A 14,141-nucleotide genomic window follows, 5' to 3' on the forward strand; every position below is an offset into this window, starting at 1 on the left:
AGATTGTTTTATAAAAACACACTTTAGCTATAGTTTCGTATTAAAACAACCCAATGAACATAAAATTAATATTGAGTTTATTTCTTATAGCTAACACTTTGTTTGCACAAGAAATAAACCAAACAATTAAAGATAGTAAAGGAAAACTAATGCTTTTAGGAAAAGCCAATATAGAAGCTTTTAATCATAGTGATTTTGATTGGTACTCTAAAAACTATGAAAGTTATATTACAAACGACAATGTTATAAAAGAAATAAAAGCTCCCTTAAAAAACTACAAAATAAAAGTGTTTTTTGGAAGCTGGTGTGGAGATAGTAAACGTGAATTACCAAGGTTTTATAAAGTACTGGATAAAGCAAAAATAAACCATAAAAACGTTGAGCTTATTGCTGTTGATAGAAAACCAGAAGCTTACAAAACTTCACCAGGAGGAGAAGAAAAAGGCCTTAACATTCATAGAGTACCCACATTCGTTTTTTATAAAGAAAATAAAGAAGTAGCAAGAATTGTTGAGTATCCAAAGCAAGATTTTGAAAGAGATATACTTACTATTGTTAAAGAAGAAAAATATACCCCCAATTATGGAGTAGTGTTTTTTCTAGATAAATTAATCAAAGAAAAAGGAATTGATGAACTAAAAAAGAACCTAACTGCTTACCTATCTTATTTATCAGAATATACCAAAGGAAGTAGAGAATTGAATACTTATGGATACAAATTACTGCGCTCTGGTGAACTAGAAAAGGCTTTATTAGTTTTTGAATTAAACACCAAAATGTACCCTTATAAGACCAATGTTTTTGATAGCTATGCAGAAGGTTTACATAAAGCAAAACGTTATGAAGAAGCCATAAAAAACTATGCGCAAGTATTGGCTTTAGACTCAAACAATGTTAATGCTTTGGAAGCAATAGCATCAATTAAAAAAGAAACAGAATTAAATAAATAATAATATTATGAAAACAATGATTACCTTTTTAGTATTTGTTTTTACCATAGGAATGGTAAATGCACAAGAATTTAAGTTTAAAAAAGAAACAATTGATTACGGAAAAATAACTCAAGGTTCAGAAGGAAAACGAGTATTTGAGTTTACGAATGTTGGAAAAGAGCCATTAATAATTAAACAGGTAATATCAACTTGTGGTTGTGCAGTATCTAAAAAACCAACGCAACCTATTATGCCTGGGAAAAAGGGGAAAATAGAAGTCTCTTATGATACAAAAAGAATAGGTGGATTTTCAAAAATGTTTACAGTTATGTCAAATGCTAAAACAAAAAGAAAAGCACTGAAAATAAAAGGGTTTATAGAGAAGTCATTAGTCGCTGCTAAATAGATTAATGAAAAACCCCCGAGTTTAACTCGGGGGTTTGTTTTTATTATTGTTGGGAAACAATCGCGATAATACCAATAAGCAAGAGCCCTAAAATCACAGCGAAGAAAATTTTCCAAAAAGAATAAGGTCTATTACCAGAAATAACTCCAGTTTGACCATTTACATAAAAATGATACTTCTTATTGTTAAATATGTAAGATGAGATATAAACAGGAAGAAGTATATGTTTAAAAGTCTCTTCAGAAAGTTTCATATCTAAACTACTTACATATTGGGTATCTCCTCCAATATCTCTGCAAGCCCAATTATTTGCTATTTTTTCAGCCTGCCTTTTAGATTTTAAATGTCCATCTTTTAAAGGTAACGTATATTTTTCAGTAACAAATCCAGCTAAATACTTTGAATTAAAGGTTTGTAAAGCACCTAAATTCCATTGTGCTATCTTATTAGGTAAGGAGTTGTTTCGTTGTTTAGAAGCGCTAATAAGTGTATCATCAATAAAACCACTTATAGATCCAGAAGCTGGGGTCCATCGAGTTTTTCTTACCTGTCGAGTTCGTCTAACGGTTTTTCCATTTTCTACCGTACTGTAACTCTCTGTTACATAATAATAATCACCTCTCTGGCCAGTATAATCAGCAAATAATTCAGCATCAAAAGTCCAGTATGGAACATAAAGTCCTTTCGTTTTTTGAGGGTCTAATGCCGCTTTTTGAAGTTTATTCGGAGCAAACCATAAACCTTTCACCCATTTTCTGAAAATTTGATGAGACTCTTTATGAGTTAATTGAAAAGGAAGTACAGCCCCAGGTAAAATCCAATCTTCTTGATAGGCATCTTCAACAACTAAAGGTTGACTGCAATACACACAATGTAAAGACTTGTAATTCTCCTCAACATGTTGATTCGCTCCACAAGATTTACAATGAAGCATGCTTATTTTTTCTGTATGAGATTGTGCCCCCATTTTTTCTAAATAGGGGTAAAGTTCAAGCTCTTCAAATGCCGAAGCTGCTTTTTCTATGGTTTCTTCATAGCCACAATAATCACACTTAATTTCGGTAGACCCTGGTTTATATAATAGTTCAGCACCGCAATTAACGCATGGTTTTTTTTGCTCAGAATGTTGTATGGTTTCTTGATTCATTTATATGAGAAACACGTAAAACCACCTGTTATTCTCTTCATAACAGGTAGAATTGAGTTGTCGTTTTATTTTAGTTGTTTGGTAATGGTGGAGGAACTGAACCTAACAAGTTTTGTAATTCAGGTACACTTTGTAAACTTGCCCAGTTTGGCATTCCTTGTTTCCATACTAAAGTTTCTGCATTGATACTACCTCCAGCAAATAATCCTTTTAAGGCTTCGTAGTTAACAGGTCCGGCTTGCTGACCATTAACCGCATAAAAATATTGAGGTTGATTTGGTAATGGGGGAGGTGTAGCTCCTGTTGAGGCAGTTGGGTTTGTGGTTGTAGATTGCGTTTGTTGATTAAACAAAGTTCCCATTTGTTGCGCCATAGCAAATCCCATTCCCATTCCCATTCCAGCTCCAGCAGCTCCAGATTCATTTGCTGCTGCAACTTCCATTGCTTTGGCAGCTTTAAACTTAGCTAGTTTATCAAGATCTAGTTTGTTAAGTCTACTATACTCAAAAATCTCTTTTTTAAGATCTTCAGGCATAGAAACATTTTCAATGTAAAATTTTTCTAGAGATATACCTACTGAGTTAAACTCAGGATTCATAACTTCTAAACAAGTATCTGATAATTCATTGGTATTGGCAGCATACAATTCAATAGGTAAATTAGCCTCTCCAATAGTATCTGTAAACCTTGTGGAAATAAGACTTTTTAAATGTTCATTAATCTCATAATTAGTAAAGTTACTATCGGTACCAACAACATCCTTAATAAATTTACCTGGATCATTAATTTTAAAAGCATACGTACCAAAAGCTCTAATCTCAACAAAACCAAAACGCTCATCGTTTAATGTGATAGGGTTTTTAGTTCCCCATTTTTCATCGGTAAATAAACGAGTACTTACAAAATAAACCTCAGCTTTAAATGGACTATTAAAACCATATTTCCAACCTTTAAGTGTTGCTAATATAGGTAGGTTTTGCGTGTTTAGTGTATAGGTTCCAGGACTAAAAACATCTGCCAATTGACCTTCGTTAATAAAGACCGCCATTTGACCTTCCCTTACAATTAATTGAGCACCATTTTTAATTTCATTTTGATAACGCTCAAAGCGATGCACCAAGGTATCGTTAGTGTTATCTAACCACTCAATTATATCAATAAACTCGTTGCTTAGTTTCTTTTTAATTTCATCGAAAATTCCCATTTGATTTTTTTTAAATAGATTACTCCTACAATATAAGTAAACTTGAGGGGATTTTTGTTACATACCAAAAAGAAAAAAGCGCAAACATATAGTATGAATGCGCTCTACATAAGTTAATAGTAGTTAACTTTTTAGTTTTTATAGATTCGTCCCCCCAGACGATATTTAATCTTAAAAAACCAACGGGGGCAAAAGTAGAAAGAAGAAATATCTTTTTATTACGGAGAACCATAAGCGTATGAATATTAGTTATAAAAAATGAAAAAGGCTAAGTAATTTTACTTAGCCTTTTTATTATATATAGAAATATATGCTATTATCCTTTTAAGTTTGCCTTTAAGAACTCTGAATTCATACGAGCAATATTTTCTAAAGAAATTCCTTTCGGACATTCAATTTCACATGCTCCAGTATTTGTACAGTTACCAAAACCTTCTAAGTCCATTTGAGCTACCATATTTTGAACACGATCTGTAGCCTCTACTTGTCCCTGCGGTAATAAAGCATATTGAGAAACTTTTGCTCCAACAAATAACATAGCAGATGAGTTTTTACAAGTAGCCACACATGCACCACAACCGATGCAAGTTGCTGCATCAAAAGCTTTGTCTGCATTTTCTTTATTAATAGGAATTGCATTCGCGTCTTGTGTATTACCAGAAGTGTTTATAGATACATATCCACCCGCTTGTTGAATTCTATCAAAAGCAGAACGATCTACAACTAAATCTTTTACAACAGGGAAAGCTTTTGCTCTAAATGGCTCAATATAAATAGTATCGCCGTTGTTAAACATACGCATGTGTAACTGACATGTTGTTACTCCTCTATCAGGCCCATGAGCTTCACCATTAATATATAATGAACACATTCCACAAATACCTTCACGACAGTCGTGGTCGAATGCTACAGGCTCTTCACCTTTTGCTATCAATTGTTCATTTAATACGTCCAACATTTCTAAGAAGGACATATGTTCAGAAATATCGGTCACTTTATATTCGACCATTTTTCCTTTATCACTTGCGTCTTTTTGACGCCAAATTTTAAGTGTTAAATTCATATTCATAATCCTCTTCTTATTTGTATGAACGTTGTTTTAATTCAATATCGTTAAACTCTAAATCTTCTTTGTGTAAAACAGCATCAGCAGGTTCTCCTTTATATTCCCATGCAGAAACATAAGTAAAGTTTACATCATCACGCTTTGCTTCTCCTTTTTGAGGACCATCTAATTCAACAGATTCCTCTCTAAAGTGACCTCCACAAGATTCTGTTCTGTCTAGTGCATCACGTGCAAATAACTCTCCTAATTCTAAGAAATCAGCTACACGACCTGCTTTTTCTAATTCTGGGTTCATTTCATTTGCACCTCCTGGTACAGTTACATTTTTCCAGAAATCTTCACGTAAAGCTTTAATTTCAGCCATAGCTTCTTTTAAACCTTTTTCGTTACGAGCCATTCCACATTTCTCCCACATAATTTTTCCTAGTTTCTTGTGGTAGTAATCTACAGAATGAGTTCCTTGATTATTTACAAAGAAATCAATACGGTCTTTAACCGCTTTTTCAGCCTCATCAAATTCTTTTGTTTCAGTAGAAATAGCTCCCGTACGAATATCGTCAGCTAAATAATCTCCAATGGTATATGGTAATACAAAGTATCCATCTGCTAAACCTTGCATTAAAGCAGAAGCCCCTAAACGGTTCGCACCGTGATCAGAGAAGTTAGCTTCACCAATAGCATAACAACCAGGAATCGTTGTCATTAAGTTATAATCTACCCAAATTCCTCCCATTGTATAGTGAGTTGCAGGATAAATCATCATTGGAGTTTTGTACGGGTTTTGATCTACGATCTTCTCGTACATTTGGAATAAGTTTCCGTATTTGTTTTCAACAACTTGCTCTCCTTCCGCTAAAATCTCAGCATGCGTTGGGTTGTCGTTTCCTTTTAATTTACACTGTTCTTTTCCGTAACGCTCGATAGCTGATTTAAAATCTAAATAAACCGCTTCACCAGTAGCGTTTACACCAAATCCAGCATCACAACGCTCTTTGGCAGCACGAGAAGCAACATCACGAGGTACTAAGTTACCAAAAGCAGGGTAACGACGCTCTAAATAGTAATCTCTATCTTCTTCAGCAATTTCAGTAGGCTTTAATTTACCTTCTCTAATTGCTAAAACATCTTCCATTTTTTTAGGAACCCAAATACGTCCATCGTTACGTAATGATTCAGACATTAACGTTAACTTAGATTGGTAATCTCCAGAACGAGGAATACAAGTTGGGTGGATCTGTGTAAAACAAGGGTTTGCAAAGAAAGCTCCTTTTTTGTGAATCTTCCATGCTGCAGTAGCATTAGAACCCATTGCATTTGTTGATAAGAAATATACATTTCCGTATCCTCCAGAAGCAATTACAACGGCATGAGCAGAATGACGCTCAATCTCACCAGTAACCATGTTACGAGCTATAATACCACGAGCTTTACCATCAACAATAACAACATCTAACATTTCATGACGATTGAACATCTCAATCTTACCACGAGCAATTTGACGGTTCATTGCAGAATATGCTCCTAATAATAATTGCTGACCAGTTTGTCCTTTAGCATAGAAAGTACGAGATACTAATACCCCTCCAAAAGAACGGTTATCTAATAATCCACCATAGTCACGAGCAAAAGGTACACCTTGTGCCACACATTGATCTATAATATTTGCAGATACCTCAGCTAAACGATAAACGTTTGCTTCACGAGAACGGTAGTCTCCTCCTTTTACCGTATCATAAAATAAACGGTAAGTAGAATCTCCATCTCCTTGGTAATTTTTTGCTGCATTGATACCCCCCTGCGCAGCAATTGAGTGTGCACGACGAGGAGAATCTTGATAAGCAAATGCTTTTACGTTATATCCTAACTCAGCTAAAGTAGCAGCAGCAGAACCTCCTGCTAAACCTGTTCCTACAACAATAACATCAATTAAACGTTTATTTGCAGGATTAACTAAGTTGATTTTATCTTTATAAGTTGTCCACTTATCTTTTAATGGACCCTTTGGTACTTTTGAATCTAAAATTGCCATATTATTTAAGTGGTTTTATTAGTGGTTAAAATGGTGAAATAATGCAATAATGATAAAACCTACAGGAATACCAATTGCGTAAACTTTACCAAAAGTTTTTAAACCGTTTGTATATTTGTTATTTGCTCCAACTGATTGGAAAGCAGAATTAAATCCGTGTAAAAGGTGTAATGCTAAGAATACAAAAGCAATTACATAAGCCCCAACTCTAATCGGACTTACAAACTTATGTTGTAATTCGTGGAAATACCTAAACTCTCCATCGTGCATACCACTCCAATCTCCTTGAATAAACTTGGTGTTAATTTCTGGAAACCAAAAATCGATAAAGTGTAATACAATAAAAGCTAAGATAGCTGCTCCACTAAAAATCATGTTTCTACTCATCCAAGATGAATTAGCACCACCATTGTTTTTAGCATACTTTACTTGACGAGCACTGTTGTTCTTAATTTCTAAAACGAATCCCATTACAAAGTGAAATACTACACCGAAAATTAATACGGGTTGCATTACGTATTGTACTACTGCATTAGTTCCCATGAAGTGAGATAACTTATTGAAAGTTGATCCGTTATCAGGAAAAATTGATGTTAAATTGATTGCAAAATGCTGTAGTAAAAAGAACATTAAGAAAAATGCCGAAAGTGCCATGGCAAATTTTCTTCCGATAGAAGATTTTAATAATCCCATTATTTTGTTTATTGATTAAATAATAAGCACAAATTTAATGGCTATACACTACTTGCACAAACTTTGCGAATTATTTTGTTAAATATTTAGAATGGGTATAAATAATAAAAAAACTAATCTTTTAATTGAAAGGGTTCAATAGCAATTTCTACTGTTTTCCAAGTGTCAAAAATAGCAGTTAACTTTTTTGTAAAGACCAAACTATCATTGGTTTGCTTAATAGAATCGAAAAGCGAATGCATTTCTCCTCTTAAAAGTGTATGATTATCGGTTACTGCTTTCATGTCTTTCCAAGCAGAAAGATGATTTTGGAATGCTTTATTAAAGTCTTTAGAACAATCTGAAAAGTGTAATTTTTCTACAGAAGAAATATATTTATCTATAGTACTGCTCAAACTGATTTTTTTGCTATCGTGATTTCTTATACTTCCAAGAGAATCGTCTTTTTTCACAATAAGCTCAACACAATTTTTGGTTTTAGTAAATGTGTGCTTGTTGTTTTTACAATTAGCAAGTATGAGTAAACAAGCAAATAAGAATAGAAGTCTCATGAGAGTGTTTTTTTACTAATTTATATTTTAAAAAATTAAAAATCAAGTAATTGTTTGGTTTAAGATAACCGATAATGCTTTTCCTTTTTCAAGAGGAATCATATGTCCGCAGTTTTTTAGATTGACAAAAATTCCTTTTTTTGAGCTTTTAGCAGTTGATTTGATTTCTGAAGATTTTACTAAAATATCATTCTCTGCGGCAATATAATGTATCGGGATTTGTAATTGGATCACCTCTTTTGTTATATCAATTCTCGTAGAAGTGGCTTTGAGTTGACGAATAAGGACATCTTTACCTAGGTCGGCATCCATTTTTTTTATGATATCGATGAGTTTTAGATTTTGATGATTATCTGGGTGCAGAAATTGTTGAATCCTTATTTGTGAAATTCCTTTATAGGAATGCTTTTCTAAAAATTCAATAGTACTGTTTCTGAGTTGGATTTCTTTTTCTTTTAACCCATTCGTGTTTGCAGCAACAATAAATAATTTTTTGACCATTTTTGGGTATTGTGTTGCAAAATTCATTGCAGAAAAACCACCTAAAGAAAAGCCTACAATAATTGCTGGTTCAGATATTTCAGACAGTATGATTTGATTAATGTCTTCAAAAGAATGTGCAGATGTAATATCAATATATGCAGGAAGTATATTTTCTAAATTTGGAAAAACAAATTGCCATAAATCTATTGTACACATTGTACCAGAAATAAAATATACTTTCTGCATTCTAAGGAGTATTGTTTGTGTTAATCAAACACTTATTGTTTTCCCATTTTCCTTTGAGAGAATCCCAAGGGATTTTTTTACCCTCACAAGTTAAAAAGTTACCTTTTACATCTTTTCGAATCATTTTGAGTTTACCCTTGTGGATAGCATTAATGATTTTATATATCAGTCCATCTTTGGTAAGGTTACTTCCTTTGGAGGTAAGACTTAGGCCTACTTCATTATTAAATAAATCCATAGTAGAAGCTATTTTATCTGGAACTTCTCCATCTTCAAGTTTTCGTTTTTTATAGGTTTGGTAGTTTTCTTTTTCATGTGCTTTCCCTAATGATCGAGCTGCGTTTTCACCAATTTCTTGATGTAACCTAGCCATCCAGTAAGCATGACGAAAGGCATCTACTTGTCCACCAGCAATATCACCATCTAGTAGAGGAGATGTTTTAATAGAGTCAGTAACATAGTTGGCTTCTTTTGAGATAGCTAATGCTTTTTGAGCTTTAAAAGGATGCCAAATAACCCACCATTTTTTAGGAGAAGAAAGTTTTGTAAATTTCTGAAAAGAAGATTGAGAAAAAGAACAAATACTTATTAGAAATAGGCCAATAAAAACAACATGTTTCATCATAAAAATAATCGAAACAATTTAGTTTTGTTGCCTGTATAGGTTTTCTTGTAACTCAATAACCCTACTTTCAAGTTCGTGCAATCTATCGTAAATATCTACAGGTTCTGGCATTTGTTTAGAAGCAAACATAGTTACGTACCAAACCTCCATAACTTCTTCAATGTTTATGGTGTAAGTAGGGTAGTTACCGTCTTTATTATCACTTTTTAAAATAAGTTTTCCACGTTCTTCAATACGATTAATAACACGTTTTAAAACAATGCCATCATTTTTACTTACAATAATATATACACGTCCATCTTTAATATCATTAAGGTTTTCAACATATTTCCCAAACACTAAATCACCATCAAAAAAAGTACGGACCATTGAGTTTCCTTGAACTTCAAAACAACGATAGGTACCGTTATTTAAATGGGGCATATGAAAAGAAGGAAGTTGTTCAATATAATCAACATCTCCATAACCATTTAAATACCCTGCCCTAGCTTGAATAGGAACGTATACAACATTTTCGTTTCCTGAATTGTTTACGGCAACTACTTGTGGAACTCCAGAATATGTTTGAATTTGAGAAGTTTCTGATTTTAACATAACTTCACTTTTTCCAAAAAGATAGTCTGGATTTATGTCAAAAACATTGATAATAGAAGATAGAACGTCGTAGCCAGGTTTTGTTTTTTTTCTACTGCCGTCATTTTGCGGACGCCCATTAATAATACTGTCTACAGTGGTTCCGGTGACCCCAATCTTTTTTGAGAATGAAAAATTGTTTAGGTTGAATCGATCTCTAATTGCCGTTATTTTTTCTGAAATTCCCATAATAAGTTAAAATTGACACAAAATACAAAATTAATAAAACTTTTGTTTGTTTATATTGTAAAATGTTGTATATTTGCATTGTTAATGAATTGCTAATATACGAAAAAACTTTAATAATCAAACATTTGTGTAGTTTTAGCGATTGTGTTTTTAAGATTTCAACTTGAATTTCTTCACTTTTTTGAAATCTATACTCGTTTATTCAAACATTTTGTTGAATAAAAAATTAAATCAAGAAAAAAGAACTGTTAGAAAAGCAACAAACAGGGCTCTTAAGAGCTTGATTAAAAATTAATTAAAATTTAAAAGAAATGAGTAAAAAACCAATCAAATCAAACCTATTTAGGTTTGTTACATTACGTAGTCCACAGTTAATTGAAGATAAAGAAACAGGGTTTGTTTCTTTCCCAGAAAGTAAAAAAGCAGAAAGTTTAGCTTTTAAAGCAATTGAATCGGCTACTACAGAAGAAGAAAGAAAAACAGCGTTAGAAGGAGCTTTTGATACTGGTTTTACCCCAGTTGCTGGCAGAATCGAATTGAAAAACATGCATGAAGCATTGTATGTTTTTTCTGGTTGGTTAATGCGTAACAAAACAAGTTTATCTTATGCGAGCATTCAATCAAACCTTTCTGGAGCAACAGCGCTTACATTAGATCAAGAGCGTGTTATTTGGGATAATTTGTTTTATCAAACGATTAAAAAAGAATCTGTATCGGTAAGAGAGCGTTTAATTCAATTATTGGTAACCAATCAGTTCTTAAAAGCATTTAATCTATTTACTAGCGGGTTTAACCAAGAAACAGATGGGGAAATTGTATTTACTGAAGAAAATGAAAAAGAATTTATACGTAGAGCAAACGCAAGTGTTATTATTCCAAAAGATTTACTTGTAGTAACAAGAAAAGAATTGGTGAAATCTGAGGCGGCACCATCATCGGATGCGTTAAAATATATGCAGGCAGATTTAGAAGTGGCATTGGCTAAGGAAAGAGCACAACAAATTGAGGTTTCAATTAAAGAGTTAGAACAAGCTGAAACGGCATATAAAAAAGCGGAAAGTGTACGCTACGATGCTGAATTAAAAGTTTATGAAGATTCTATAGAGCAAATAAAAGCAGATGCTACTCCAGAAATTCAAAGAATTGTAAAGGAAGATGGTTTTTCACGAGAATTAAAAATTTATCCAGAATTACAATTACCAGAATTTGAATTTGTAAAAGGAGCAGAAATTAATAGAGGCGCTGATTCTACATTGTCACCACAAACATTAGAATTGTTAAAATCTGATGAGTTAAAATCATATGAAACATTCGGAGAAGTTAAAAATGTATTACGTGATAAGGCAGAACAGGAGTATCAGTTGGTGTATAAAAAAACACCTCAAGCTTCTCAAAAAGTGAGTATTGGTGGAACGTCTGTATCAATTGACCCTTTAAAAGGAGCACAATTGTATTCTTTTTCAGGATTAGTAGCACCAGCATTGGTTGTTAATAAGAACTCCTTGTCAATGAGTTTAAATGTTGGTTATACAAATGCATATGTTGTAAGTGCGTCTTATGAATTGAAAAGAAAAGACGGAACAAGTACGTTAACAAATACTCAGGTGGAGAAGTTAGGAGAAAATAAAAACCTATTGAGTTTAAAGTTTTTTCCAAATGGAGAAACGTTAACCCGCGGAGAGTATGTGTTTTCTGGTGAACTAACGTTAGATAATGGAATTGAATTAACGTTTAGTGCAGATATGTTTGTAGACGTTAAATTAACAACAAATATATTCCTTTTTAACTTTGCACAGGTTATTGGAAAGTATGCTGGTGTTGCAAAATTAGCTTCTAGTGGAGGTCAAGATACTGGTGGTGATTCGGCGGCTGAAGTAGCTACAGAGGATAAAAACTTATATGGAGTATCTCAGTTAGGAATTGCAGATTTTAGACGTGTAGAGCAAGAGGTTTGTTGTTATGTGCCAGGTGAAGTTTCACATATTGAAAATATCATGGCGCGTGAATATAAAGAACGTTCAACTAGAAAATTAACATCTTCTGAAAGAACTACAGAGAAAACTACAGAAAGAGAAGTTGAAAACTTAACAGACACTACCTCAACAGAACGTAATGAATTGCAAAATGAAACATCATCAATTGTAAATAGCGATAATGCAACTAGTTTTGGAGCTAATGCAAGTGTTTCAGGAGGGTTTGGTAAGACAACGTTTAATGCTGGAACAAATTACAATAATGCTTCATCAAATTCAACATCAAATTCAAACTCACAGGCGCAAACCTATGCACAAGAAGTAACAGAAAGAGCCTTAGAGCGTGTAGTACAAAAAATTAGTACCAAACGTACCTCTCGTATTTTAAGAGAATTTGAAGAAAATAACACGCATGGTTTTGATAATCGTAAAGGAGATAAGCATGTAACTGGAGTGTATCGTTGGGTAGATAAGATTTACAAAAATAAATTGATCAATTATGGTAAGCGTTTAATGTATGAGTTTGCTTTACCAGAACCAGCAAAGTTTTATATTGAATCTTATTTAAAAGTAGATAAACCTGATACACCTAAAGGATTAATTTTTCCAAAGAAACCATTACATCCAAGTGAAATAAAATCTTTTGGAGTTAAAAACGCAAGTGAATTAAATGCAAGTAATTATTTGTTATTAGCATCTGAATATAACTCTGAGATTTTAACAAAACCAAAAGAGATGATTTATGTGAGTGAATCGTATAAATTAGATGCTACAAAAACGGTTGGTGCGTATGAATCATCATCAATTAATGATAATATCAAAATTCCAGAAGGCTATACTTCAAAAGAAGTTACGGTAAGTTACTCTGGGGTTGAAGATGATAGAGCAGCAAGTGCTAAAGGGTTCTTTATCAATGTTGGTAATATTACTATTTCAGATAGAGAAAACCAGCCGAAGCTGCATAAAAAGGTAGTTAGAACGATGTTAAACTTTACTGGAGATGTAGCTGTTTCTGCAACGCAGGTAGATTTTTTCACAGGAAGTATTAATGTTGCTATTGAATGTAAATTATCTGATGAAGGATTAAAGCAATGGCAAAATGAAGCGTATAAAGCTATTATGGATGCCTATAATGAGCGCATGCAAGAATACAATGAGTTTATTATAAATCAAAACATTGGAGAAGAGCCAACTGAAAAGAAAAAAGAATTAAGCTCACAAATTAATAGAGGTATTGAAAAACGTGAATTAAAGCGTATTGCTATTGACTTGATAACAAAACCATTTGAGGTTGTTGCTTCTCGCGATAATTATAAAAAAGATGGAGAGAAGAAAGATTACAGGTATGTAGCAAGAACACCAGAATTTCAAAAGCATACAGAAGTAGTAAAGTTCTTTGAACAAGCTTTCGATTGGGAAATTATGGCGTATACATTTTACCCATATTTCTACGGAGAAGATACGAGTTGGGATGCAAACTTTGAGTATAATGAAGGAAGTGATCCTATTTTCCAAGCCTTTTTACAAAGTGGAATGGCAAGATCTGTAGTGCCAGTACGTCCGGGGTTTGAAGAAGCCGTAAACTGGTATATGAAAACTGGAGAAATCTGGAACGGTCAAGGAATGGTAACTGATATGGATGACGATTTATATGTATCTATTGCAGAAGAAATGCAAACTATTGAAGGAGAAGTTGAAGGAACTTGGGAAACAAGAGTTCCTACTACTTTAACTGTATTGCAAGCAGACTCTGTAGTGTTAAAAGAAGGTGGTTTGCCATGTAACCCTGATTGTGAAGGACAAGGTTTATTTGATGTGAGTACCTACAAAATTGGTGATGGACCAGATGGTGTAGATTATGATATTGTTGGAGACACCAATAATGTAGCGTAAACCTTTGTAGAAAAATGTTTGTTTGAAAACATTTTTCTACACACAATACAGCAACCCTTACCCAAAGTTTT

At 33.2% G+C, this 14,141-nt stretch carries 12 protein-coding genes; 3 read left to right on the plus strand and 9 right to left on the minus strand.

Annotated features, from left to right (window positions below; genetic code table 11):
- Positions 1-53 precede the first annotated feature (53 nt).
- On the plus strand, positions 54-950 hold the full coding sequence (locus ABNT22_RS00735; RefSeq protein WP_348715467.1) for a thioredoxin family protein: 897 nt from the start codon (positions 54-56) through the stop codon (positions 948-950).
- Between the two features lie 7 nt (positions 951-957).
- On the plus strand, positions 958-1,338 hold the full coding sequence (locus tag ABNT22_RS00740; RefSeq protein WP_348715469.1) for a DUF1573 domain-containing protein: 381 nt from the start codon (positions 958-960) through the stop codon (positions 1,336-1,338).
- A 43-nt stretch (positions 1,339-1,381) separates the two neighbouring features.
- On the opposite strand, the gene ABNT22_RS00745 is transcribed toward ABNT22_RS00740, so the two are convergent.
- From ABNT22_RS00745 to ABNT22_RS00785, 9 genes are all read right to left on the minus strand, one after another.
- On the minus strand, positions 1,382-2,485 hold the full coding sequence (locus tag ABNT22_RS00745) for a DNA helicase PriA (protein WP_348715471.1): 1,104 nt from the start codon (positions 2,483-2,485) through the stop codon (positions 1,382-1,384).
- A gap of 70 nt (positions 2,486-2,555) precedes the next feature.
- The gene (locus ABNT22_RS00750; protein ID WP_348715473.1) at positions 2,556-3,689 is read right to left on the minus strand and encodes an SPFH domain-containing protein; all 1,134 of its coding nucleotides are present in this window, start codon (positions 3,687-3,689) and stop codon (positions 2,556-2,558) included.
- A 316-nt stretch (positions 3,690-4,005) separates the two neighbouring features.
- Positions 4,006-4,752, minus strand: a complete 747-nt coding sequence (locus ABNT22_RS00755) for a succinate dehydrogenase/fumarate reductase iron-sulfur subunit (protein WP_348716686.1) — start codon at positions 4,750-4,752, stop codon at positions 4,006-4,008.
- Positions 4,753-4,768: 16 nt separating this feature from the next.
- Positions 4,769-6,784, minus strand: a complete 2,016-nt coding sequence (locus ABNT22_RS00760; protein ID WP_348715475.1) for a fumarate reductase/succinate dehydrogenase flavoprotein subunit — start codon at positions 6,782-6,784, stop codon at positions 4,769-4,771.
- A gap of 18 nt (positions 6,785-6,802) precedes the next feature.
- Positions 6,803-7,480 carry a succinate dehydrogenase cytochrome b subunit gene (locus ABNT22_RS00765; protein WP_348716688.1) on the minus strand — a complete coding sequence of 226 codons (678 nt, stop codon included), beginning with the start codon at positions 7,478-7,480 and terminating at the stop codon, positions 6,803-6,805.
- A gap of 110 nt (positions 7,481-7,590) precedes the next feature.
- Positions 7,591-8,028 carry a hypothetical protein gene (locus ABNT22_RS00770; protein WP_348715477.1) on the minus strand — a complete coding sequence of 146 codons (438 nt, stop codon included), beginning with the start codon at positions 8,026-8,028 and terminating at the stop codon, positions 7,591-7,593.
- A 42-nt stretch (positions 8,029-8,070) separates the two neighbouring features.
- Positions 8,071-8,757 (minus strand): alpha/beta hydrolase, encoded by a 687-nt coding sequence (locus ABNT22_RS00775; RefSeq protein WP_348715479.1) that lies wholly within the window; start codon positions 8,755-8,757, stop codon positions 8,071-8,073.
- 1 nt (position 8,758) lies between these two features.
- Positions 8,759-9,382 carry a DUF6973 domain-containing protein gene (locus ABNT22_RS00780; RefSeq protein ID WP_348715481.1) on the minus strand — a complete coding sequence of 208 codons (624 nt, stop codon included), beginning with the start codon at positions 9,380-9,382 and terminating at the stop codon, positions 8,759-8,761.
- 18 nt (positions 9,383-9,400) lie between these two features.
- Positions 9,401-10,204, minus strand: a complete 804-nt coding sequence (locus ABNT22_RS00785; protein WP_348715483.1) for a LexA family transcriptional regulator — start codon at positions 10,202-10,204, stop codon at positions 9,401-9,403.
- A 311-nt stretch (positions 10,205-10,515) separates the two neighbouring features.
- On the opposite strand from ABNT22_RS00785, the gene ABNT22_RS00790 reads away from it, so the two are divergent.
- Positions 10,516-14,070 (plus strand): hypothetical protein, encoded by a 3,555-nt coding sequence (locus ABNT22_RS00790; RefSeq protein ID WP_348715485.1) that lies wholly within the window; start codon positions 10,516-10,518, stop codon positions 14,068-14,070.
- Positions 14,071-14,141 lie beyond the last annotated feature (71 nt).

It is taken from the genome of Tenacibaculum sp. 190130A14a, assembly GCF_964048965.1.
Lineage (GTDB): Bacteria > Bacteroidota > Bacteroidia > Flavobacteriales > Flavobacteriaceae > Polaribacter > Polaribacter polynesiense.

Excerpts from the sequence above, each read along its gene's own strand:
- ABNT22_RS00755 (WP_348716686.1), bottom strand. The coding sequence starts at position 4,752 with ATGAATTTAACACTTAAAATTTGGCGTCAAAAAGACGCAAGTGATAAA.
- ABNT22_RS00790 (WP_348715485.1), top strand. The coding sequence starts at position 10,516 with ATGAGTAAAAAACCAATCAAATCAAACCTATTTAGGTTTGTTACATTA.
- ABNT22_RS00760 (WP_348715475.1), bottom strand. The coding sequence starts at position 6,784 with ATGGCAATTTTAGATTCAAAAGTACCAAAGGGTCCATTAAAAGATAAG.
- ABNT22_RS00745 (WP_348715471.1), bottom strand. The coding sequence starts at position 2,485 with ATGAATCAAGAAACCATACAACATTCTGAGCAAAAAAAACCATGCGTT.
- ABNT22_RS00750 (WP_348715473.1), bottom strand. The coding sequence starts at position 3,689 with ATGGGAATTTTCGATGAAATTAAAAAGAAACTAAGCAACGAGTTTATT.
- ABNT22_RS00780 (WP_348715481.1), bottom strand. The coding sequence starts at position 9,382 with ATGATGAAACATGTTGTTTTTATTGGCCTATTTCTAATAAGTATTTGT.
- ABNT22_RS00740 (WP_348715469.1), top strand. The coding sequence starts at position 958 with ATGAAAACAATGATTACCTTTTTAGTATTTGTTTTTACCATAGGAATG.
- ABNT22_RS00770 (WP_348715477.1), bottom strand. The coding sequence starts at position 8,028 with ATGAGACTTCTATTCTTATTTGCTTGTTTACTCATACTTGCTAATTGT.
- ABNT22_RS00775 (WP_348715479.1), bottom strand. The coding sequence starts at position 8,757 with ATGCAGAAAGTATATTTTATTTCTGGTACAATGTGTACAATAGATTTA.
- ABNT22_RS00735 (WP_348715467.1), top strand. The coding sequence starts at position 54 with ATGAACATAAAATTAATATTGAGTTTATTTCTTATAGCTAACACTTTG.
- ABNT22_RS00785 (WP_348715483.1), bottom strand. The coding sequence starts at position 10,204 with ATGGGAATTTCAGAAAAAATAACGGCAATTAGAGATCGATTCAACCTA.